The sequence below is a fragment of the Thermostichus sp. OS-CIW-20 genome, assembly GCF_054061455.1.
Genome location: NZ_JBSSEF010000006.1, coordinates 40,838 through 62,215, shown reverse-complemented (window position 1 = coordinate 62,215; position 21,378 = coordinate 40,838). Strand labels below are relative to the sequence as shown.

The following is a 21,378-nucleotide window of genomic DNA, read 5'->3' as shown; positions in this document are numbered from 1 at the left end:
GCCATTTGCTCCAGTTTATGAAGTTATTGGCTAGATCCCAAGTTTTGCCACAGCCAGAAAACGGTTGTCCCACCGCCCTGAGCCCACCAGGGAAACTGGCACTGCTGCTGAGGCGGAGCAACCCGAAGGAGCAAGTGCGGTTGCGGAACCAGTAACTAAGAGTTCCTAGGCTTACTGCTGGGCCGGAGCAAGCTATAGCTAGGGGGAGTACGTCCATCTGCCCTCCTCGCCAGCCGGGATCCCGGGAGACAGCCATCCAGAACCTAGTTGGCCCACTGCGGAGCGAGGGGGATGTTAGAACGGGGAAGGCGGAACACCAGATGGCGGAGTGATGGAGCTATGAAGGAAGACTGGGCAAAACGGTTGCGCAACAGTTTAGTTGCCGTGGTGGCCGTGCTCCTGGCGGCAGGCTTGTTTTTAGCCAATCAAGCTCGTCAGGCTGGCACCAGCTTGGCTGACTTGGCTGCAGAGGCAGTGTCCTGGGAGGAAGCGCAGGCCAACGGCAAGCCTTCTCTGGTGGAGTTTTACGCCGATTGGTGCACCACCTGCCGAGCGATGGCACCTCTCCTGGCCAGCCTGAAGAAAGAATTTGCCGATCAGGTGAACTTCGTCATGCTGAACGTGGACAACCCCAAGTGGCTGCCGGAGTTGAGCCGCTACCGGGTGAACGGGATCCCTCACTTTCTCTTTTTGGATGGTCAAGGGGAAGTGCTGGGATTTGCCATCGGAGAGCAGCCTGCCGCCATTTTGCGGGGCAATGTGTTGGCTCTGGCAACTGGGCAGCCCCTGCAGTTGACCAATGCCGGACAGGTGTCTGAGTTGGATCGGGGCAGGCCTGTCCTCCCGCATCAGGCGGATCCGCGCAGCCATGGATAGAGACCTAGGAGCTCCCAGTTGTCGGGCTTGAGGCTCCCAACTGTCCCTCTAAGCCGCCCACTGGTCTTGCCAGTTAACCGCTCCCTGAGTTGCGCCCGCCCCCCTCTCCCACGCCGCTGAGGACGGATGTTCTCCACCGGGAAAACCAGCGCCTACCTCTTCCAGGTGGGGGAGTCCCCGCGGTTGAGGATCGCCAAGCAGCGACTGTCTCGGCAGCGTCGAGGTAAGGCCAAACTTCTTCGGTTAGGCTTGGGCAGCCTGCAGCCGCAGGTGCTGAACTAGAGCCTGTAGGCCCAATAGGTAGCTGTGGGCTCCAAATCCACTGATTTGGCCGATGGCTACAGCAGCAATGTAGGAGTGTTGCCGGAAAGGTTCGCGGCGATAGATATTGCTCAGGTGAACTTCCACCGTGGGCAGCCCTACGGCAGCAATGGCATCCCGCAGAGCGATGCTGGTGTGGGTGTAGGCGCCAGGGTTGATGAGGATGCCGGAGTGCTGCTGGCGAGCCCGGTGAATGGCATCGACCAACACCCCCTCATGGTTAGACTGCAGGATCTCCAGCTTTGCCCCAAGAACTTCTGCCTGCTGGTGGAGCGCCCGATCGATCTGTTCTAAGGACACCGAGCCGTAGATGCCTACTTCTCGCACCCCCAGCAAGTTGAGGTTGGGGCCGTGCAGAACCAGAAGGCTTAGGAGCTCGCCAGCGGAAGCAATGGCAGTCGGATTAACGACGACGATGGGATCCATTTTCTACGGGAATGGGAGCAGGTTGGGGCTGAGGACTTCCCAGAAGAGTATCAATCACACGTTCCACCCATTCGCGGATCTTTTCGAGAACTTTTTCTACCCAATCCATCCGACCTGCCTCGTAGGAGTTACAGAGCCATCAACGGAGCTTGACCAATGGATCTCCATGATAGCGCTTTTTCCCGACAAGCGTGGAAATGCCATCGGACTAGTAAAGGGCGCTCAGGAGCACGATATCCACGACCAGGAGGGCACCTGCAAAGGCCAGCAGGCTGCGCACAATTTGACGCTCTTGTTTGGAGCGATGGGATCCGCCAAGGCGGAGCCAGCGGAGAGAGTTGGGGAGGCGGTACAGCATAGCAACAGTCGATGGGATCCTAACTTAGGAGCGCCAATGCCCCAAGGTGATCATGCCCCATTCTGTGAGCTTCGGATCCCGGCGGACTTCCCCACGCTGGGGGGGAATACCAGCGTGGCTATGGGGACCAATTCCTTTTAGAGTGGGGGTTAGGCCATTTTTGTTGTCGATGACCACTCCTCTAACTCAAGCCGAAACCGTTTTTCAGCGTTGCTGGGATCACTGGCAAGCTCTGGCCAGCCGTCAGGATCTGCAGCCGGAGTTCAAAGCTTTATCCACTCTGCGCAAGCGTCTTGTCACTCGGGTGTTTTCCATTGCGGTGTTTGGTCTGGTCAACCGCGGCAAGTCGGCTGTCTTGAACGCCCTGACCGGCGAGGCCCGCTTGGAGGTAGGGCCCCTCAACGGGGTGACGCAACAGCCGCAATCGCTGCTGTGGCAGCCGGGGCCGGGGATCCCTTGGCAGGTACGGTTCATCGATACGCCCGGCTTGAACGAGATCAACGGAGAAGCCCGCGAACAGTTGGCCTGGGAGGTGGCCCGCGCCGCCGACTTGATCCTGTTTGTCATCGCCGCAGACCTGACCCAGTTGGAGTACCAGGCTCTGTTGGAGCTGCGCACCCTGCACAAGCCCATCCTGCTGGTGTTGAACAAGTGCGATCTCTATTCGGAAGCCGAGTTGCAGGCCATTCGCGCCCAGATCAGCCGCCACTTGGGCTGGGTGTTGCCGCAGGAGATCTTGACGGTGGCCGCCCGTCCCAAGCCCACTAAGGTGCGCACCCACTGGCCAGATGGCCGCATCACCTTGGAATGGGAGCGGCCCGCACCCCAGATCGAGGCCCTGCGAGGGCGCATTGTGGAAATTTTGCAGGCAGAGGCGGGATCCCTCTTGGCCCTCAATGTGCTGAAGCGGCTGGAGCACCTCCAGGCCCAGCTCTGGCAAAAGCAGTGGCAGCACCACGCCCGCTTTGTCGAGCAATGGGGCACGGCCTGCGCCCTCGGCAAGGGGATCGCGGTGGGCTTGGCGCCACTGGGGCTAGATCTGCTGTTGGCGCCGCTACTGGATGGGCTGTGGCTGTTGGGCCTGGGAATGCGGCTGCGCCTGCCCTGGGGATCCTTACGGGAGGCGCTGGGATCCGCCCAGGAGGGGCTGTGGCGACTGCTGCTGCTCAATGGGGCGCTGCTGCTTTTGGCCGAGGGGGTGAGCTCTTGGCTGTGGGGAGGCTGGAGCAACAGCCTCTTGCCGGGTCTGGTGGCGGGGGCGAGTTTGTACCGCTTGGGATCCCTGGCGCCACGGGTGTTGCTCCGGTTTGCCCCAGAGGGGTTCGGCCTAGGGGCCCTCTTGCGGGATCTCATCAGCAGCCAAGAGCTGGCTGAAAAGGCCTAGGGTTCCTCTTCCCGGCCATCCTGAGCCATTTCGGCGGCGTGGTAGGAGCTGCGCACCAGGGGCCCAGAGCGCACCTGGCGAAACCCCATCTGGAGGGCAATCTGGCCCAGCTCGACAAACTCCTCCGGCGTCCAGTAGCGCTGCACCGGGCGATGGGCCAGGGAAGGCTGCAGATACTGCCCCAGGGTGAGCCGGTCACAGCCTACCGCCAGCAGATCTCGAAAGGTTTCCAGCACTTCTGCGCGGGTCTCGCCGTGCCCCAGCATCAGGCCGGACTTGGTGGGCAGGCCGGGATCCAGCTCCTTCACCGTTCGCAAAACCCGCAACGACAGGTCGTAGCCAGAGCTGCGCCGCACCGCCTGCGACAGCCGGCGCACCGTTTCGATGTTGTGGTTGTAGCAGGTCGGTCGGGCCGCCACCACACGGGCAATGCAGTCGCGCTCCCCGCGAAAATCGGGGGTGAGCACCTCGATCTGGATCCCAGGGCAGCGCCGCCGAATCGCTTCCATCACCTCCACGAAGCGGCCGGATCCCTGGTCGGGCAGGTCGTCGCGAGCTACCGAGGTGAGCACCACATAGCGGAGCCCCAGCAGCTCAACGGCCTCAGCCACCTTTTCCGGCTCCTGCGGATCCAACGGCGCGGGCCGCCCGCTAGCCACCTGACAAAAGGAACAGGCGCGGGTACAGATCCCGCCCATCAGCAGGAAGGTGGCAGTCTTTTGGCTGTAGCATTCGGCCCGATTGGGACAGCGCCCCTCTTCGCAGATGGTGTGCAGGCCCCGCTGCTTGATCACCTGCTGCACTGCCGAGATATCGCTGGCCTTGCCGATAGAGCGCTTGACCCAACTGGGAAGAGAGCTAACAGGCATGGGAGGACGAGAAAGAAGAGATAGCGTCCATTGTGGCATGGACGCCTTCCAGATCGATCGCCCTTGGCCGGAAAAGGGCTAGGCCACCTGAGGAGAGGTTAGCATCTGGTTGACGATGCGCTGCACAATTTGAAAGCCAGTCGCCGCCTGCCAGCCCAGGATCCCCAAAATCACCAAATTCAGCAGGAGGTGGACATTGCGAGCCCAGGCCTTTTGGCCATCCTTCATCAGGGGCGCCAAAGCCGCAGAGCTAGCCACCAAGGCCACAATGCCCAATCCCGCCAGCAAGTGGGGGCCAACAAACAGCTTGCCGTTGTTGAGGTAGGTCACCCCCATGCCGCCCAGGGCCCCGAACACCATCAACAGCAAGAACAGGGATCCCGCAAGAAAGTGCCGCTGGCCAAACTTACCCTTGACGAGTTCTTTGCGCTCTTGTGCAGAAGCAGTGCGCAGCCGTCGCACCTGCAGGCCCAGGTAAAGAGCGTAGAGAGCTAGGGCAAAGGCGAAAATCATCAGCACAGGGTGAAAGAAGGGCAAAGCCAGCTTCAGCCATTGGGGAAGTTGAATGCTGTTCATAGGGATTGCGCAACGAAGAGGAGGCTGCCCCTAAATTAACACAAATTTAAAAAACTTCTGTCGCGGCACGGGCGCGTGTGGACTCCGGGAGTGGGAGCCCTATCTGCATCAGATGCTGGTAGAAATGGATTTGCCATTGGCAGCGGGCCAGATGATGGGCTTTGCGACTTGGGTAACGCTGCGGATCCCAATTCCAGTAGCAGTCTTCCAACCAGTCTTGCAAGAAGCCATCCCCAATTTCAGGGTAAGCAGTTGGAGCCTTGATCAGGAGGGGCTTTGTGGCGCTTTTCGGTAACCGTGGATCCCTTTTAGCTTTTTTCCGGTAGCTCGATTGCTGTTGCCTTTTCGGCCTTGCTGCCTGCCCTCTGGGCTTGGGTCGAGGGTGGAAACCGTCCTTGCGCACAAGGCGTTCTTCCTCCCTCCGTAAGCCTGGCCGAGGAGGGATCCCTTGGCGCGCCCCGATACCGTGATGTCTCCCCTTCGTCCGCTGCCACCCCCCGCCTCAAGATCCAAGCCACAGGGCATAATGGGCTAGCAACTTCTTTTGAACAGGGATCCGCAGCAGCATGGGACGGGCAAAGAAAGTGGTATTGGCCTATTCGGGGGGCGTCGATACTTCCGTCTGCATCCCCTATCTCAAGCACGAGTGGGGGGTGGAATCGGTGGTCACCCTGGCGGTGGACTTGGGTCAGGGGGCGGAGCTGGAGGCCATTCAAGCCAAGGCCCTGAGGGCCGGGGCCGAGCAATCCCTGGTGCGGGAGGCCGTCCAGACCCTGATTGCCGACTACGCCTTCCCCGCTATCCAGGCCAATGCCCTCTACGAGCAGCGCTACCCTCTCTCCACTGCCCTGGCCCGGCCCCTGATCGCCCAGCTGTTGGTGGAGGTGGCCGAAGAGGTGGGCGCCGACGCCGTGGCCCACGGCTGCACCGGCAAGGGCAATGACCAAGTCCGCTTCGACCTGGCCATCGCCGCCTTGAACCCCAAGCTCAAGGTGCTGGCCCCGGCGCGCGAGTGGGGCATGACCCGCGAGGAGACCATCGCCTACGGCGAGCGCTACGGCATCCCTATGCCAGTACAAAAATCCAGCCCCTACAGCATCGACCTCAACATCCTGGGCCGCAGCGTCGAAGCCGGGATCCTGGAGGACGCCGACCAAGAGCCGCCGGAGGAAGTCTACGCCCTCACCCGCTCTATTGCTCAAACCCCCGACGAGCCCGCCTACGTGGAGATCGCCTTTGAAGAGGGGATCCCGGTGGAGCTGGACGGGCAGCGCCTCGGCCCCAGAGCCCTCTTCGAGCGGCTCAACGCCTTGGCCGGCAGCCACGGTGTCGGTCGCATCGACATGATCGAGGATCGGCTGGTGGGGATCAAGTCGCGCGAGATCTACGAGTGCCCGGCCCTAACGGTGTTGATCCAGGCCCACCGCGAGCTGGAGAGCCTCACCCTCACTCGCGAGGTCCTCCACTACAAGTACGGCATCGAGACCACCTACAGCCAGTTGGTCTACAACGGCCTCTGGTACTCGCCGCTGCGGGAGGCCCTGGACGCCTTCATCCGCACCACCCAAAAAAGCGTTACCGGCGTGGTGCGGATGCGCCTGCACAAGGGCCAGGCGGTCTGCGTGGGCCGCCGCTCCCCTTACTCCCTCTACAACGCGGAGCTGGCCACCTACGGGGAAGGGGATCAATTCGACCACCGGGCTGCCGAAGGCTTCATCTACATCTGGGGCCTGCCTACCCGCACTTGGGCGCAGGTGCACCGCGGCAGTGGTGCTTGAACTCTACCGCCAGGCAATTTGTCCATCCGGGGTGCTGGTCAACCGGCTAGCCTGCTGGGGGGGAGGTGTCAAGCCGCTTGCCTGCTGGCACGACGGCGCAGGTGGGCCAGGTTTGCCACCGCGGAGGTGAGGGGCTCTCTCTAGGTTCCTGCCGTCCAGGTGTTGCCGTACTCGATCTGCTCCGGGGTAAGGCTGTCGATGGAGATCCCCATGGCTTTGAGCTTGAGGCGGGCGATGGCCTCGTCGATCTCTGCCGGAATGGGGTGCAGCCCTGGCGCCAGGCGGCCACGGTTTTTCACCAGGTACTCGCAGGCCAGGGCCTGGTTGGCAAAGCTCATGTCCATGACGCTGGCGGGATGGCCTTCGGCGGCAGCCAGGTTGATCAGCCGGCCCTCTCCCAGGACGAACACCGATTTGCCCGACTGGAGACGGTATTCTTCCACAAAGGGGCGCACCGTCTGCCGGGAAACCGTCCGCTCTTGCAGCGCCACCAGGTCGATCTCGATGTCGAAGTGGCCGGCGTTACAGACCATCGCCCCATCTTTCATACGGTCGAAGTGCTCGCCGCGGATGACGTGCTTGTTGCCGGTGACGGTGATGAACAGATCCCCCAGGGAAGCGGCCTCGGCCATGGGCATAACCCGAAAGCCGTCCATCACCGCCTCCAGGGCCCGCACCGGGTTGACCTCGGTCACGATTACCTGGGATCCCATGCCGCGGGCCCGCATCGCCACCCCCTTGGCGCACCAGCCGTAGCCGGCCACCACCACCGTTTTTCCGGCCAGAAGAATGTTGGTACAGCGCAGGATGCCGTCCAGGGTGGATTGGCCGGTGCCGTAGCGGTTGTCGAACAGGTGCTTGGTCTCGGCATCGTTGACGGTCATCACCGGGAAGCTGAGCACCCCCGCCTTAGACATGGCCCGCAGGCGCACCAGGCCGGTGGTGGTCTCTTCCGTGGTGCCGATGATCTCCGGGAGCTGCTCCTGGCGATGCTGCACCAGCTCCGCCGTCACATCGCCGCCGTCGTCGATGATCAAGTTGGGACGGTGATCCAAGGCAATTTGCACATGGCGGCGGTAGGTTTCCACATCTTCCCCCTTGATGGCAAAGACCGAGATGCCGTAGTCGGCCACCAGGCTGGCGGCCACATCGTCTTGGGTGGAGAGGGGGTTGCTGGCGATGAGGACGCTCTCCGCTCCCCCTGCCTGCAGCGCCAAGGCCAGATTGGCCGTCTCGGTGGTGACATGGCAGCAGGCCACCAGGCGCAGGCCGGCCAGGGGCTTTTCTTGGGCAAAGCGCTCCCGGATCTGGGCCAGCACCGGCATCTCCCGCGCCGCCCACTGGATCCGTTGCCTGCCCAGAGAGGCGAGGCCCAGGTCTTTAACTTCGTGCTTGGGGAGAGACAGGGTGGCGCTGGTCATCGAGAAGGCTCCAAAGAGAGTTGTCGAAAAAGGATAGAGGTTCAGCCGAGCTACACGGCCAGAGAGAGGGAGTTTCAGGCCGTTACAATGTCGGCAAGAGGGACAAACAGATGTCAACAGACCTGAACTATTCTGCCACAAGGGATCCCTTTTCGGCGCTGGGGCTGGACGTGGGCAACCGCCGCATCGGCGTGGCCGGCTCCGACGGGCTGGGGCTGCTGGCCACGGGGCTGGGGGTGATCCGGCGCCGTTCCCTGCCGGAAGATATCGCCCAAGTGCAGGCGTGGATCCGCCGCCGCCAAGCCACCGTGGTGGTGGTCGGGATCCCGCTTTTGGCGGATGGATCGGTGGGATCCCAGGCCCGCAAGGTGCAGCGGTTTGTGCGGGCGCTGCAGGCGGCCGTGGATTTGCCGGTGGTTACGGTCAACGAGTACCTGAGCACCGTACAGGCGGAGTGGGATCTGCGCCAGGCCGGGATCCCGGCTAAGGCCCAGAAAGCGCTTATCGACCAGCAGTCGGCGGCAGTGATTCTCCAAACTTGGCTGGACGAGCGGCGCTATTCCCAGAGCTCAAAAGCGCCCTGCAGATAGTCTGCCAAGGCGTAGCTCACCCCTTCCTTGCCCGGTCGCTGTTCCACCAGCGCGACATCAAAGCGACAAGCTAGTTCAGCAAGATCAGGGTGCTGGCTCAAGAAAGCTTGGGCGGCCCGGATTAGGCGCTGCTGCTTTTGGATCCCAACCGCCAAAAGCCCCTTTTGATCCCAGCCCTGGCCACTGCGGGTTTTCACTTCCACAAAAATCAACTCCCCTGCCCTAGAGGCCACCAGATCCAGCTCTCCCCAACGACAGCGCCACTGTTGCGCCAGGATCTGCCAGCCTTGCTCCTCCAGGTACTGCCGCACACAAGCTTCGCCAGCCTCGCCCATGTTTTGGAGAGAAGTTCGCTTGGGCAAGGGATCCCCAGCCTACCTAGATACAAACTCCTCGAAGGAACTATTCAGAATCGCTCCCCCCTTGGCCCTAGTGGGCAGAGCCGTTGCCGTGATATTTATCGGTGTCGTAAAAGCCGTTGCGGGTGCCGAAGTAAAAACTTGCCAAAGAGAGGGCAAAAGCAACCCCCACCAAGACTAGCTTTGCATCCACGTGGCCTTCTCCTGATTTCCTCCTGAACCGTAACCATGATAGCCTGTCTCTCCTGCATAGCCCTCTTGTGGGAAGCAGCATCAACATCGGCAAGGCAGGGATCCCAAAGGCCTACGGGCGCGAACGGAGAGCTTTCCTGGATGAGCTGAGCATGCTACCATTCAGGCTAGAAAGGGAGTAGTCAGGCGGCTTACCGCCCTCTGCATCGACATACTGGCTAAAAGCAGCCCGGTGCCAGAGACAAGGCAAGCCCATCGTCTTGCCTTGGTGACGAGACTTTCACTGAGTTCACGCGGAGGTGAGCTTGGTGAGTCCGTCTGACTTTCCCAGCCTTCGCCTCCAGGTGTGAACCGATTCTGCACACAAGAGAGGTTGGAGGCTAAACGATGTGGGCCGGTTTTGCGTCCAGTTTGTTGTTGGTCACAGTAGCTGAGTTTGGGGATAAGACCTTTTTTACCCCCCTGATTCTGGCTATGCGGCACCCACGCCGCTGGGTCTTCTTGGGAACGTGGCTGGCTTTGGCCGCGATGACCTTGCTGGCTGTGGTGGCCGGGAAAGTGCTTTTTGAGCTGCTGCCACCCCTGGGCGTGCGAGTGCTATCGGCTGGAGTTTTCGCGGCTTTTGGGCTAAGAATGCTCTGGCAAGCTTACCAAATGACTCCCCAGCAGGAGAAGGAAGAAGAGGAAGAAGCCCTCAGGCTGGTGGAGCAAGCCGAAGCAAAAGGCGCTGGCCGCGGCGGGGCTTGGGCTGTTGTGTGGGAGGCCTTTAGCCTGACCGCCTTGGCCGAGTTCGGGGACAAAACCCAGATTGCCACCGTTTCCTTGGCAGCCACCCACCCGGGATTGAGTGTCTGGGCAGGGGCCACCCTCGGCCATGGGCTGATGGTGGGGTTGGCGGTGGTGGGCGGTCGCTTCTTAGCAGCCCACATCTCTGAACGGGCCGTGCATTGGGTGGGGGGCGGCTTGTTTCTGCTGTTTGCGTTGGTAACCAGTTGGGAATTGTTAGGATAAACAACTGTAGTTATTTCAAAGAGCAATGAAACAGCTCGTTGCGTCAGTGGAGCCGAGCACTGGAGGAGCGTCTTAATCGGGTTTGAAACAACCATACCCGTAGGAGCTGCTCCCGCTTGGACTGCAAAATCTCCTCTCGCTTCATGGCGCGAAGGTCCGCTCTTTGTTGAGCTGGGCACATTCTGCCTTTTGGCTGCAGAACTCCCATGAAGTCGGAAAAAAAGTTCGGATTATCCAAATTCCTGTTCGATAATTCGCCATCTGGCAGTAATCACTCCTGGCTCCAGGCTGAGGCGGCTGACGACAAGTTCTAGAGCCTGGTCGTCGCGGGTTTGGGTGACCAGCTCCGCTTCAACTTTGACCAGGTCGGGTTTGTCTTCTAGGTCTTCGCTGTAGAGGGCTCGCAATTTGAGATGGGTGGGCGCTATGCCCTGCAGCAGCAGGGCGCGCAGGTGGGCTTCCGCATGGCTTTTGCAGATAAATGAACACTCATAGACCAGTTCCAGCTCCGTGCCTTTGAGGGGCTGTTGGTTGATGCGGTAGCCCAGGGGGCGCAGCAGAATGTTGGCGATCAACACGGCTCCTGCCCCAATGGTGGCTTGGGGAATGTACCCTGATCCGGCAAAAGCCCCTACGGCTGCTGCACACCAGATGGTGGCAGCGGTGTTCAAGCCGCGCACGCTGGCCCCCTCTTTGAGGATCACGCCCCCGGCCAAAAAGCCGATCCCCGACACCACCTGGGCGGCAATGCGAGTTGGACTGCTTTCATCAGGGGTGAGCACTGAGAGCATGACAAACAAGGCTGCGCCAGTGGCCACCAAGGTGTTGGTGCGCAGGCCGGCCATGCGCTGCCGCCACTGGCGCTCCAGCCCGATAAGGGATCCCAAGATAAAGGCAACCGTTAGGCGGAAGGTGAAGTCAATCCAGGTCATAGGGCATGCTCCAGTTGCCGTGGAGGAGTGAGGGCTAGCCGGCCACATCTGGGATCCCCAGGGCTTTGGCCTCCTGTTCCAGAGCCTGCCAGAGGGTTTCCAGTTGAGCAAAGGCCACTTCTGGGGCCAGCTTACCACCCGTTTCTAAAGCGCAGGTTATGCTGACTCGATGGGCGTAGCGCTGCAGCAGCAACCGGAACTGAGCTGTGGTGGAAGGAGCTTTCAAAGTCATGGCACACCTCCTGAACGAATAATCGGATTCAATCTGAATCCAGCTCCCCCAGGCCGGGGGTAGCCTGGGAGCCAAAGTTGGACTGCAAGGCGAAGAGAGCAGCCTCAGAACTCGACTTCAACGCCGACCAGCCAAGCTACCAAGGTGAAATACACCCAGAGGCCGGTGAAATCTTTGATGGTAGTGATGAAAGGGTCTGCTCCGGGAGCGTGGTCAAAGCCCAGCTTTAACATCACCCAGGGCAAAATGGCGCCCAAGATAGCCCCCAAAGTGAGGACAATGGCCAGAGCCAAGCCCACCGCTAGACCCAATTGTGGGATCCCATTGGGTGCCCCCTGCCAGAAGTAGGCAATCACCCCAGCCGTGACCCCCAGGATCACTCCGATAATGCCACCAATGCTGGCTTCCCGCAGCAAATAGGGGAGAAACTGCCGCACGTTGATGTGGCCCCAAGCCAAGCCACGGGCAAAGATGGTCGTAGATTGGGTGCCGACATTACCGCCCATATCCATGACCAAGGGGATGAAAACAGCCGCTGCCGTCACCGCCTCCAACACCTCCTCAAAGGTTTCGATCACTCCCCCCACCACCATGCCGCCAATCAAGGTGATGACTAAAAACGTGATGCGCAGGCGGACGGCATACCAACGGGAGCCTTTAACCAGGCGCTCGCTCCAAACCTTGTCTCGGCTGAGCAAGTTGCCCACCCCTGCTTGGGCCAGAGCGGCGTCGGTGGCTTCTTCTTCCACCAAATTGATCACATCTTCAAAAGTGATGTCACCCACCAAGCGCCCTTCACTGTCGACCACCGGAATGGCCGGCAAGCCGGAATCCTTGAGCAAACGGGCTGCTTGCAAATCCCGGTCGGTAACCCGAGCAACAATATCCGATCCCTCGATCAGCTCCCGAATGGGCAGGTCGGGATCCGCCTTCACCAGCCGCACGGTGCGCACCAGACCTTTGTAGAACCGCTGGTCATCGACCACAAAGATCACATCCAGCTCGTCATCCCCCAGTTGGGAGTCGCGCACACTGGCCAAAGCTGCCCCGACGGTGAGGGTATCGCGCACCGCCAAGTAGCGCAGGTTCATCAGCCGACCGGCACTGCGCTCCGGGTAGTTCAGCAGGATATTCACGGCTTCGCGGGCTTCTGGGCTGAGGTTGGCGATCAGCCGCTTGGTAACTTTGGCCGGCAGCTCCTCAAACAGGCGCACCCGCTCGTCTGGGGGTAATGCTTCCACCAGCCGGATCACCTCTGGGTTTTCCATGCTGCGGATGAGATCGGCCTGTTCTTCAGGCCGCAAATACTCAAATACCGCCATGGCCTTGTCTTTTTCCAGCAACCGAAAAGCCAGTACCCGCTGCCGCGGAGAAATCTCCATCAACTGCTGCACCAGCTCGGCAATAGGGGCGCGGTTGGCCGCTCGCTTGGCGGCTTCCAAAGAGGCAGGAGAGAGAAGATCGCGAAGAATGTTTTGCTGCATAACAAACCTCCGAAGGTTGGAGTCAGCCGGATAAAAGACCCGGAGGGCAACGACCAACCCCTGCTCCGAGGCTCATGGGAGCCCTGAAGCTGAACGCCTCTCAACGTCTTAGGCCCGACTCGACGCCCACAAGCCCAAGTCGATAAAAGGGAATCCAAAGGGCTCCCCCTGGCCCACGAACAACAAATACAAAACCCAAGGCTAGGGGAAGTCCCCTTTGAAGCACTCCTGCTTTTCCCTTTTCCGATGCTCAGGTCGAGCTCTGCTCAGCCCATCTGTTCGTCGCCGACCGAGAGAGCCACCCAAGCCAGAAGCTATTTGAGAAAGCTCTCCTGTCCCTTCGCGTTGGCGAAACGGGATCCTCTCAAGCGACGACTGAGGCTGTCAGCGGGAAAATGGAAGGCACCAGGAAGGCGCAGATCTCCAAGGACTTGAGCTCCTAAGAGCGATCTCCGCTGGCCGGTGCTACAACTGCCAGAAGCGTCCATGTTGTTGAACGTTTTCCTCCGAAAGAGTTGAACCGGAACAACCCGGACAGCCCGAAGAGGATCTCTTCAGCCCTTTTTAGGCTAGTTGCAGGAAGGGGATCCCGTCAACCTTTTTCTGGCATATTCGGTGAACGATCAGCGGAGCAGATGGGGAGTTAAGATCGGGGTAAGCGAACAAGAGAGCACAACCTCTTCCGGGTTCTGCTCGCAGCCTGACTGAGTAGAGTCCCCATCCTGGCAGCTTGTGACCTTGGGAAAACGCTGCCCTATGCTGCCTGTGTTTTTAAGAGGCTCACCCCAATGAGCTGCGCGGAGTGGATCAGCTCTTTCCAGCCTCTACAGGTGCCGCTGCCCATGAGCCTATGGCCACCCTTCCCCTGGTTTCTGTGATCTTGGGTACGCGGCCCGCAGCCATCGAGCTGGCTCCGGTGATCCAGGCCCTGCGGGCCAGTCCCCACCTGCACACAAAAGGATAGCTTGGTAGCCCCGCACTTGAGTGCAGGGCGGAAAAGCCCGCTAGCCACTTTAGTCGCTTACCCATGATGGGGGTCGTTGATATAGTTTCATAGCTCAAACAACCTCTTCCTGACTTCTCCTACCAAGACCTTTTTCCTTCTCTTTGGCCAAAAAATGAGATAAACAACCGCTAGCCCCACAGCATGGTTGTAGTGATTGTACCGTTGACTTTCCTCTCGCATTATCGCTTACTCATGTCAGACTGTAGTTATCATACTGCTCATCAACAATGATGGAGTACGGCTGTCAGCAGGTTCGAGTCAAGAACAGGGAGCTAGTCCCCCTATTAGAGTTGTGTCAACAGTCTAATAAGCAACTGTGCTCTGTACGATGCGAGACAAGTCTATTTCAAAACGAAGCGATGGGCAAGCTATGGTGAGCTTTGTGATGAGATGGCCAGAACCCAAAACAAGCACTTTATCGCAATGTATGTTTCCGCCGCACAACAGACGTGTAAGTCTGTAGCTGAGGCACTCAGTAGCTCTAAGAAAAAGCTGAGGCTCTCCTGGCAAGAAGGAATGAGTTTAAGACCAAACCTGCCGCGCTACCGTAAGAAGGGGATGTTCTCAGTAGCATACCCGAAAAAGTGGCTTAAGTTCCAAGAAGCAAAAGTCAGAGTGCCGCTCGGCAACCAGGTCAAAGCTTGGTTTGGAATAGACGCTTTCTGGATACGATTTCCTACCAATACCAATCCCCTCAACTGCCAACCTCGACCGGAGAGATACCTATGTCTACCCAGTTGACGCCGCGGTTTGCCGAGGCCATGCGCTACGCCTACCGCTGGCATGCCGCTCAAACCCGCAAGGGAACAAGGATCCCCTACCTCAGCCACCTGCTGGCGGTGGCGTCCATCGCCCTGGAGCATGGCGCCGACGAAGATGAGGCCATTGCTGCCCTCCTCCACGACAGCCTGGAGGATGGCCCCCGCTACAGCGGCGAGCCGCGGGCTCAGATTGAACGGGAGCTGCGGGAGCACTTCGGAGAACGGGTGCTGCAGATCGTCCTGGGATGCACGGACACCGACAGCGATAGCTCCCTGGGCGAGCCCAAAGAAGACTGGAAAGAGCGCAAAGTGGCCTATCTCAAGCACTTGGAAACCGCAGATGCCTCGGTTTTGCTGGTGGCCGCCTCCGACAAGCTGCACAACGTCCGCTGCATCCTACGCGACTTTCGCCAACTGGGGGATCAGCTCTGGGAGCGCTTCTCCGGCGGCAAAGAGGGATCCCTGTGGTACTACCGGTCGCTGGCGGAGATCCTGGGGCGACGGCTGCCTTCTAGGCTGGCAGTGGAGTTCCAAGAGCTGGTGGTCGAGTTGCAACGGGCAGCCGGGTCGGGGCCGGCAACAGCTTGACAGAGACGACCAGGGCTGAAGAAAATGCTGAGGGCAGCTTTCTCTCTTGCACTCTTCAGGTCACCTGTCTATGGTTCTCGCTGTTGGCACCGTTGCTCCAGGGTTCAACACGACCGACACCCACGGCAACCAAGTTTCTCTGGCTGATTTTACCGGGAAAACCGTTGTCCTCTACTTTTACCCTAAAGACGACACCCCTGGCTGCACCAAAGAGGCCTGCGGCTTCCGCGACGCCTACGCTGATTATCAAAGCAAAAACGTGGTGGTGTTGGGGGTGAGCATGGACGACCAGGCCTCTCACCAAAAGTTTGCCGAGAAGTACAACTTGCCTTTCCCTCTGCTGGTGGATACCAGTGGGGTGATCGCCCGCGCCTACGATGTGGATGGAGGCGGCTACGCCAAGCGGGTGACCTACGTCATCGACGCCGAGGGCAAAATTGCCAAGGTCTATCAGAACATCAACACCGAAACCCACGCCCGCGATATTTTGGCCGACTTGGGTTTGTAAAATCTCTTCGGTTCCTCTCTGAGATCCCAGCCCTTGCGCATGAACGACGACATTCCGGTTGCGCGTCGCCAGCCATCTGGTGCGGAAAAAGCGCAAGGTTCCTCAGCTTCGTGGGGCCTGTGGCTGGGCGTAGGGCTGGCCATAGTTGGCTTGCTGCTCTGGATGGCGTGGTGGCTGGAGAGATTGGCGGGATCCCCAGCAGATTCCCCAGTCCTCGAAAAAGCCGGTCAGCCCCCTCTGGCGCAGCCAACTGAGCAGAATGAGCGGGTCTCGCTGCTGGGGCACTATGCCTATTCCGAGGCCCCCGCAGATAGCCTACGGGTGGTGGGCAGCTACCACGGTCGAGAGGTGCGCCTGCGCCAGGCGGCTGCCGAGAGCTACCTGCGCATGAGTGAAGCAGCCCAAGCCGACGGGATCCGCCTTGTCCCTATCTCTGGGTTTCGCTCGATAGCGGAGCAGGAGTTTTTGTTTTTTCAACTGGCCCAATCGCGAGCCTTGCGACCGGAAGAACGGGCTGCGCTCAGCGCTCCCCCCGGCTACAGCGAGCACCACACCGGCTACGCCATTGATATTGGCGATGCCCAGTTTCCTCAGTGGGACACTCAAGAAGCCTTTGAGACCACCCCTGCCTTCCGGTGGCTGGAGAGAAATGCCGCCCGTTTTGGCTTTGAGCTGTCTTTCCCTAGAAACAATCCGCAGGGGGTGAACTACGAACCTTGGCACTGGCGCTTTGTGGGCGACCGCCACAGCCTGGAGACCTTCTACAAGCGCTAACACCTCCCCTCTCCCCTTGGGGGAGGGGACGGGGGTGAGGGATCGAAAAGCGGATGACGCGATTCGAACGCGCGACCGTCTCGTTGGCAACGAGAAGCTCTACCACTGAGCTACATCCGCATCGGACATCTATCATGGCAAGTTTTGCGGTCGTTTGTCAAGCCAGGGATCCCTGGCGCATTTTGTTCCAGAATGAGAGAAGTTTATCTTTCTTTGCAGTTGCCTCAGCCTTTGGCTGAGCTCATTTGAGGGGATCACGATGCGGGTAGCCATTATCGGGGCCGGGTTGGCCGGCTTGGTCACAGGGGTGGATTTGGTGGAAGCGGGGCACCAGGTGCAGATCTACGAGGCGCGGCCCTTTGTGGGCGGCAAGGTGGGCTCCTGGCAGGATGCCGAGGGCAACCACATCGAGATGGGGCTGCACGTTTTTTTCTGCAACTACAGCAACCTGTTTGCCCTGATGAAGAAGGTGGGGGCCTACGAGAACCTGCTGCCCAAGCAACACACCCACACCTTTGTCAACCGCGGGGGGCAGGTGGCCAGCCTCGATTTTCGCTTCCCGCTAGGGGCGCCCTTCAACGGCCTCAAGGCTTTTTTTGCCACCGAGCAGCTCTCTTGGGCCGATAAGCTGCGCAACGCCCTGGCGCTGGGCACCAGCCCTCTGATTCGCGGCCTGCTGGACTACGAGGGGGCGATGCGGCAGATTCGCGCTTTGGATCGGATGAGCTTTGCCGAGTGGTTCCGCCGCCACGGGGGATCCGAGGCCAGCCTGAAGCGGATGTGGAACCCGATTGCCTATGCCCTGGGCTTCATCGATACGGAGCAGATTTCCGCCCGCTGCATGCTGACCATTTTTCAGATGTTTGCCAGCAAAACCGATGCCTCCAAGCTCAACCTCCTCAAGGGATCCCCGGACAACTACCTCACCCAGCCCATCGTCCGCTACCTGCAAGCCCGCGGCGGCCAGGTTTACACCCGCAGAGGGGTCAGCCGCATTGAAGTCAGCGACTCTCCTCCCTACGCAGTAACCGGTCTGGTCTTGGCCAATGGCGAGCGGGTGGAAGCGGATGTGTACGTGTGTGCAACAGCCGTGGAAGGGGCGAAACGGCTGATCCCCCAGGTGTGGCGGCAGTGGCCCCAGTTCGACAACCTCTACAAGCTGGAATCCGTACCCGTGGCAACGGTGCAATTGCGCTTCGACGGCTGGGTGACGGAGCTGAAGGGCCGGGCCAAACGCGCCGCTGACCACCCGCAGCCAGTTGGCATCGACAACCTCCTCTACACCCCCGATGCCGATTTCTCCTGCTTTGCCGATCTGGCTCTCACCAGCCCCGCCGACTACTACAAACCCGGCCAGGGATCCCTGCTGCAGTGTGTGCTCACGCCGGGGGATCCCTTCATCTCCATGTCCAACGAACAAATTGCCCGGCACGTGCTGCGCCAAGTGCACGAGCTGTTTCCTTCGTCGCGGCAACTGAACATGACCTGGTACAGCGTCGTCAAGCTGGCCCACTCCCTCTACCGAGAAGCGCCAGGCATGGATCCCTATCGCCCGCACCAGAAGACCCCCGTGCCCAACTTCTTCTTTGCCGGCAGCTACACCGCCCAAGACTATATCGACAGCATGGAAGGGGCTACCCTCTCCGGCCACCTGGCCGCCCAGGCCATCCTGGCCGCCTGCCGGGATCCCCAGACGTCGGGGCAGTCGGTGAAGATTGCAGCAGGTAGAGCACCGTAAAAACGCCAATGCCCGCTAGGGGAGGTTGGAGGCGATCCCTTGCGGCCCCTTTCTCTTCACCGGCCTATGGCAGGGACACGCCAAGCGCGGCAGGCGGTTTTAGCGGGGCGGAACCGGCTGCCCGTTTGCCCCCCATCTGCACCTGAGCGGCCATCTCCCCCTCAGCGAATTGACTCTGGCGGGCCGAGCTCTTTTTCCTTACTATCCGGGGAAGAAGTAGGGTTGGGGATAGCTATGCAGGCGGTGATTTTGGCAGGGGGGCAAGGAACTCGCTTACGGCCGCTGACCTTGTGGCAACCGAAGCCTCTGCTGCCGTTGCTAGAGGTGCCTTTTTTACACTGGCTGATCGGGCGCTGCCGCCGGGCCGGCCTGACGGACATTTTGCTCAGCGTGGGGTATCTGGGCAGACAGATCGAGGCGGCTCTGGGAGATGGCACTGCTTGGGGGGTAAAGCTCCGCTACGTCGTCGAGGAGACGCCGCTAGATACAGCGGGAGCTTTGGTGCTGGCCCAACCCTACTTCAGCGGGGATCCCTTAGTGGTCTTCAATGCCGATATCCTCACCGATCTGGATTTATTAGATTTGATACACTGCCACCTGCAGAGCGGGGCCGTCGCCACCCTCACCCTCGCCCAGGTGGAGGACGTCACCGCCTACGGCCTGGTGGAGGTAGGGGAAGGGGGCCGGATCCAATCCTTTCGGGAAAAGCCCACTGCTGCCGAAGCCCTCACCCTCACCACCAACACCATCAACGCTGGTACCTATGTCCTCGATCCGGCTATTTTCAAAGACTACCCCAGCGGGGATCCCCTCAGCTTCGAGCGGCGTATCTTCCCCGACTTGCTGCGGCAGGGGCGACGGCTGCAAGCCTACCTGCACACTGGCTACTGGCGGGATCTGGGCACGCCGGCCAGCTACTACCACGGCCAACTGGACATTCTCCTGAGCCGGATGAGGGATTTCCCTCTCGAGGATGTGGAAGAACGGGCGCCAGGGGTATGGGTTCACAAGACCGCCGAGATCCACCCTGACGTTCAATTGCACGCGCCCTGCTACATCGGCGCTTACACGCGCTTGGGCTCCCAAGCTCAAGTCCCCGCCGGCACCATCCTCGGCAGCTACAGTTGGGTCAATGGATCCCTGCAGCCGGGGGCCTATGGGCCGGGCCTCCTGGTAGTCTAGGTTAAAGGCCAGTTAAGCGCCCAAGCCTCCACAACAGAGCCGGCCAAAGATGGAGCTACCGCAAAGCGGGGAACGCTGGGATCCCTATCTTGCCGCCGTAGCCGCCCGCTTCAACCGGGAGCTGGAGGTGCAGTTGGGTCGGGCCAGTTGGCAGCTTCCCCCCGACCTGGAACAGTTGCCCTTTTGGCAAGCCCAAAAGCGGGATCACCTCCAGGAACGCCTGGGGATCCCCTTTTGGCAATTGCGCGCCCCCAAAAAGCGGGAAGCCTGCTTGGATCTGGGCTGTGGAGTGAGTTTCCTGACCTATCCCTGGAACGATTGGCAGGCCTACTTTTACGGCCATGAGCTGAGCGGGGGGATCGTGCGCTTTGTGCGCTCGCGGGCACCGCAGCTTAACTCCAAGCTGTTCAAGTCGATGCAGCAGGGATCCGCCCATCACCTGGAAAACTACGGGCCAGAGCAGTTCGATCTGGCCATTGCTACAGGATTTTTGTACTACTACCCGATAGACTACTTTGACGCGGTTTGGGCAGAACTGAGGCGGGTGTTGCGTCCGGCTGCGCCAGTGATTATCGAAGTGGTCAATCCTGAGTCGGTGTGGGCCGAACAGTGGGGGTTGATTGAGCTCTTCAAAGGCAGCGAGCCGATTCTCACGCCCCTACAGGAGTGGGAGCGGCGCATCGCCGACTTGGGGGGCAAAATCCAGAAACAGGCCAGTGGCGAGCTATTTACCACCTATTGGATTCAGCGCAAGCAGTGACCTCCTCTCCCTTTGAAGAGGGGGGCTTTCCCCTTCCACGAGGTAGCTTGCCCGGAGGATTGGCTTTCCAAAGTCGGTGCTCTCTCCCCCACCCTTATAAGATGGGAAAACTCCTACCTCTTACTTTTTTATGTCCAGATCCCCCGCCTTGCCGCCTGCCGAGCCGGGTTCAGCCGGATTTTCAGCGCTGAAGGCCCGCTATCTGCTGCTGGCTTTCCTGTCGATCAACGGGGGGGTGGGTCTGGGGGTTGTCGCTTTGGCCAGGCTGTTGCCTCTGCCCTCGGACGATCCGGTGCTGGCCTACGTTGTCTATTGCGTCACGTTTGTGCTCACTTGTATCTGGAGCTGGCAGCGCGGGCGACGAGCCCATTTGCAGATGAGGCGGCTGTGGGGCAACTGGCGAGCTGCGATTCCCTGGGGATCCCTGCTGCGGGTAGTGCCGGCTTTGGTTGTGCTCTCCATGGGCACCACTTTGCTGATGCTCTACTGGGTGTCGCTGTCTTTCCCGGAGCTGGCGGAGTCGATGCTGGACTCCCTGGGGGAAGAGGAGGGGGAGACAGCCTGGCCGCAGGTGTACCAGGGGTTGCGCTGGCTCTCGATTGCAGTGGTGGCCCCCATAACGGAGGAATGGCTGTTTCGCGGCATTTTGCTCCACCGCTGGAGCCTCAAGTGGGGGCTTGACAGAGGCCTGCTGGCTTCTTCCGTGGTCTTTGGCCTACTGCACCCTAACCCACTTGGGCTGACGGTGTTTGGCCTGGTGATGGGGCTGCTCTACCTGAAAGCACGCTCCTTGAGCTTACCCATCCTGGCCCATGCTTTGAACAATATCCTGGCTCTAGCGCTGGGATCCCTGGGAGGAGGGGTAGTGGAACAGGTGGATCCCATCGGGAGCTTTCACCTCTACTACAGCCTGTGCTGTCTAGTTTTGGCTGGGTTCATCGTGATCCCTTTCCTCCGCTGCCATTGGCCGGAACGGGGGGCTCACTTGCCCTATTTTGTAAATTGCCCGCACTCATGCTGACACATAGAGTGCAGGCTTTGGGTAGCCCTGCAGTTGGCAAGCCAACCAAGGGCCCCCCACACCCCCCGTGTACGGGGGGCAGGCCGGCTTACAGCAGCCCCCAAAACCGCAATCACATTGGCACCGTTAAAATCTGCCTCCCCTTCCCAGCCCCAGGCCGGGTTCACACAACGAAAACGCTTCCCTTCCTGCTGGCCAAGCCATAAACATCGGTGGCCGGTTTGCAAACTG

22 protein-coding genes, 1 tRNA gene and 1 pseudogene are annotated in these 21,378 nt (G+C 60.2%); 12 read left to right on the top strand and 12 right to left on the bottom strand.

Features of this window, described 5'->3' with window-relative positions; genetic code table 11:
* Window positions 1-339 precede the first annotated feature (339 nt).
* The gene (locus ACVWXC_RS04255; RefSeq protein ID WP_011429613.1) at window positions 340-876 is read left to right on the top strand and encodes a thioredoxin domain-containing protein; all 537 of its coding nucleotides are present in this window, start codon (window positions 340-342) and stop codon (window positions 874-876) included.
* 243 nt (window positions 877-1,119) lie between these two features.
* On the opposite strand, the gene aroQ is transcribed toward ACVWXC_RS04255, so the two are convergent.
* Together aroQ and ACVWXC_RS04245 are read right to left on the bottom strand one after the other, a co-directional pair.
* Entirely contained in the window at window positions 1,120-1,623 is a 504-nt protein-coding gene (gene aroQ, locus ACVWXC_RS04250) for a type II 3-dehydroquinate dehydratase (protein ID WP_011429612.1), read from the bottom strand.
* A gap of 208 nt (window positions 1,624-1,831) precedes the next feature.
* Complete coding sequence (locus ACVWXC_RS04245; protein WP_011429610.1) at window positions 1,832-1,981, bottom strand: hypothetical protein; 150 nt, start codon at window positions 1,979-1,981, stop codon at window positions 1,832-1,834.
* Window positions 1,982-2,150: 169 nt separating this feature from the next.
* On the opposite strand from ACVWXC_RS04245, the gene ACVWXC_RS04240 reads away from it, so the two are divergent.
* On the top strand, window positions 2,151-3,365 hold the full coding sequence (locus ACVWXC_RS04240; RefSeq protein ID WP_011429608.1) for an Era-like GTP-binding protein: 1,215 nt from the start codon (window positions 2,151-2,153) through the stop codon (window positions 3,363-3,365).
* Here the strand turns inward: ACVWXC_RS04240 and lipA are convergent.
* Both lipA and ACVWXC_RS04230 read right to left on the bottom strand, forming a co-directional pair.
* Complete coding sequence (gene lipA / locus ACVWXC_RS04235) at window positions 3,362-4,234, bottom strand: lipoyl synthase (protein ID WP_011429607.1); 873 nt, start codon at window positions 4,232-4,234, stop codon at window positions 3,362-3,364. The genes ACVWXC_RS04240 and lipA overlap by 4 nt on opposite strands.
* A gap of 78 nt (window positions 4,235-4,312) precedes the next feature.
* Window positions 4,313-4,810 carry a DUF4079 domain-containing protein gene (locus tag ACVWXC_RS04230; RefSeq protein ID WP_011429606.1) on the bottom strand — a complete coding sequence of 166 codons (498 nt, stop codon included), beginning with the start codon at window positions 4,808-4,810 and terminating at the stop codon, window positions 4,313-4,315.
* A 566-nt stretch (window positions 4,811-5,376) separates the two neighbouring features.
* Between ACVWXC_RS04230 and ACVWXC_RS04225 the strand changes: the two genes are divergently transcribed.
* Complete coding sequence (locus ACVWXC_RS04225; protein ID WP_011429604.1) at window positions 5,377-6,588, top strand: argininosuccinate synthase; 1,212 nt, start codon at window positions 5,377-5,379, stop codon at window positions 6,586-6,588.
* Between the two features lie 140 nt (window positions 6,589-6,728).
* Here ACVWXC_RS04225 and ahcY read toward each other — a convergent pair whose 3' ends face one another.
* Window positions 6,729-8,009 (bottom strand): adenosylhomocysteinase, encoded by a 1,281-nt coding sequence (gene ahcY, locus ACVWXC_RS04220; RefSeq protein ID WP_011429603.1) that lies wholly within the window; start codon window positions 8,007-8,009, stop codon window positions 6,729-6,731.
* Window positions 8,010-8,119: 110 nt separating this feature from the next.
* On the opposite strand from ahcY, the gene ruvX reads away from it, so the two are divergent.
* On the top strand, window positions 8,120-8,599 hold the full coding sequence (ruvX, locus tag ACVWXC_RS04215; protein ID WP_011429602.1) for a Holliday junction resolvase RuvX: 480 nt from the start codon (window positions 8,120-8,122) through the stop codon (window positions 8,597-8,599).
* Here the strand turns inward: ruvX and ACVWXC_RS04210 are convergent.
* Together ACVWXC_RS04210 and ACVWXC_RS04205 are read right to left on the bottom strand one after the other, a co-directional pair.
* Window positions 8,566-8,934 carry a YraN family protein gene (locus ACVWXC_RS04210; RefSeq protein WP_049749715.1) on the bottom strand — a complete coding sequence of 123 codons (369 nt, stop codon included), beginning with the start codon at window positions 8,932-8,934 and terminating at the stop codon, window positions 8,566-8,568. The two genes, ruvX and ACVWXC_RS04210, sit on opposite strands and share 34 nt — an antisense overlap.
* 94 nt (window positions 8,935-9,028) lie before the next feature.
* On the bottom strand, window positions 9,029-9,151 hold the full coding sequence (locus ACVWXC_RS04205) for a hypothetical protein (protein ID WP_041438124.1): 123 nt from the start codon (window positions 9,149-9,151) through the stop codon (window positions 9,029-9,031).
* Window positions 9,152-9,537: 386 nt separating this feature from the next.
* Between ACVWXC_RS04205 and ACVWXC_RS04200 the strand changes: the two genes are divergently transcribed.
* On the top strand, window positions 9,538-10,161 hold the full coding sequence (locus ACVWXC_RS04200; RefSeq protein WP_011429572.1) for a TMEM165/GDT1 family protein: 624 nt from the start codon (window positions 9,538-9,540) through the stop codon (window positions 10,159-10,161).
* A 230-nt stretch (window positions 10,162-10,391) separates the two neighbouring features.
* Here ACVWXC_RS04200 and ACVWXC_RS04195 read toward each other — a convergent pair whose 3' ends face one another.
* The 4 genes and pseudogenes from ACVWXC_RS04195 to ACVWXC_RS04180 form a co-directional block, all read right to left on the bottom strand.
* Entirely contained in the window at window positions 10,392-11,093 is a 702-nt protein-coding gene (locus ACVWXC_RS04195; RefSeq protein ID WP_011429571.1) for an MgtC/SapB family protein, read from the bottom strand.
* A 34-nt stretch (window positions 11,094-11,127) separates the two neighbouring features.
* A complete protein-coding gene (locus ACVWXC_RS04190; RefSeq protein ID WP_099812376.1) occupies window positions 11,128-11,325 on the bottom strand; it encodes a DUF7219 family protein in 198 nt (65 codons plus the stop codon).
* A 104-nt stretch (window positions 11,326-11,429) separates the two neighbouring features.
* A complete protein-coding gene (gene mgtE, locus ACVWXC_RS04185) occupies window positions 11,430-12,809 on the bottom strand; it encodes a magnesium transporter (RefSeq protein ID WP_099884204.1) in 1,380 nt (459 codons plus the stop codon).
* A gap of 1,054 nt (window positions 12,810-13,863) precedes the next feature.
* A pseudogene (locus ACVWXC_RS04180) lies at window positions 13,864-13,995 on the bottom strand (IS200/IS605 family transposase); the annotation flags it as partial.
* A gap of 545 nt (window positions 13,996-14,540) precedes the next feature.
* Here ACVWXC_RS04180 and ACVWXC_RS04175 point away from each other — a divergent pair.
* From ACVWXC_RS04175 to ACVWXC_RS04165, 3 genes are all read left to right on the top strand, one after another.
* Window positions 14,541-15,164: an HD domain-containing protein gene (locus ACVWXC_RS04175; RefSeq protein WP_011429568.1), complete on the top strand. Its 624-nt coding sequence runs from the start codon at window positions 14,541-14,543 to the stop codon at window positions 15,162-15,164.
* Between the two features lie 70 nt (window positions 15,165-15,234).
* The gene (locus tag ACVWXC_RS04170; protein ID WP_011429567.1) at window positions 15,235-15,672 is read left to right on the top strand and encodes a peroxiredoxin; all 438 of its coding nucleotides are present in this window, start codon (window positions 15,235-15,237) and stop codon (window positions 15,670-15,672) included.
* A gap of 39 nt (window positions 15,673-15,711) precedes the next feature.
* On the top strand, window positions 15,712-16,446 hold the full coding sequence (locus ACVWXC_RS04165; RefSeq protein ID WP_414389884.1) for a M15 family metallopeptidase: 735 nt from the start codon (window positions 15,712-15,714) through the stop codon (window positions 16,444-16,446).
* Window positions 16,447-16,494: 48 nt separating this feature from the next.
* On the opposite strand, the gene ACVWXC_RS04160 is transcribed toward ACVWXC_RS04165, so the two are convergent.
* Window positions 16,495-16,566, bottom strand: a tRNA-Gly gene (locus ACVWXC_RS04160).
* 139 nt (window positions 16,567-16,705) lie between these two features.
* Here ACVWXC_RS04160 and zds point away from each other — a divergent pair.
* The 4 genes from zds to ACVWXC_RS04140 all read left to right on the top strand — a co-directional run bounded on the left by zds (window position 16,706) and on the right by ACVWXC_RS04140 (window position 21,147).
* Window positions 16,706-18,184, top strand: a complete 1,479-nt coding sequence (zds, locus tag ACVWXC_RS04155) for a 9,9'-di-cis-zeta-carotene desaturase (protein ID WP_414402317.1) — start codon at window positions 16,706-16,708, stop codon at window positions 18,182-18,184.
* Between the two features lie 234 nt (window positions 18,185-18,418).
* On the top strand, window positions 18,419-19,366 hold the full coding sequence (locus tag ACVWXC_RS04150; protein ID WP_011429563.1) for a sugar phosphate nucleotidyltransferase: 948 nt from the start codon (window positions 18,419-18,421) through the stop codon (window positions 19,364-19,366).
* 49 nt (window positions 19,367-19,415) lie between these two features.
* Window positions 19,416-20,126 (top strand): class I SAM-dependent methyltransferase, encoded by a 711-nt coding sequence (locus tag ACVWXC_RS04145; protein WP_011429562.1) that lies wholly within the window; start codon window positions 19,416-19,418, stop codon window positions 20,124-20,126.
* A gap of 130 nt (window positions 20,127-20,256) precedes the next feature.
* Complete coding sequence (locus ACVWXC_RS04140) at window positions 20,257-21,147, top strand: CPBP family intramembrane glutamic endopeptidase (RefSeq protein ID WP_414389892.1); 891 nt, start codon at window positions 20,257-20,259, stop codon at window positions 21,145-21,147.
* Window positions 21,148-21,378: the final 231 nt, after the last annotated feature.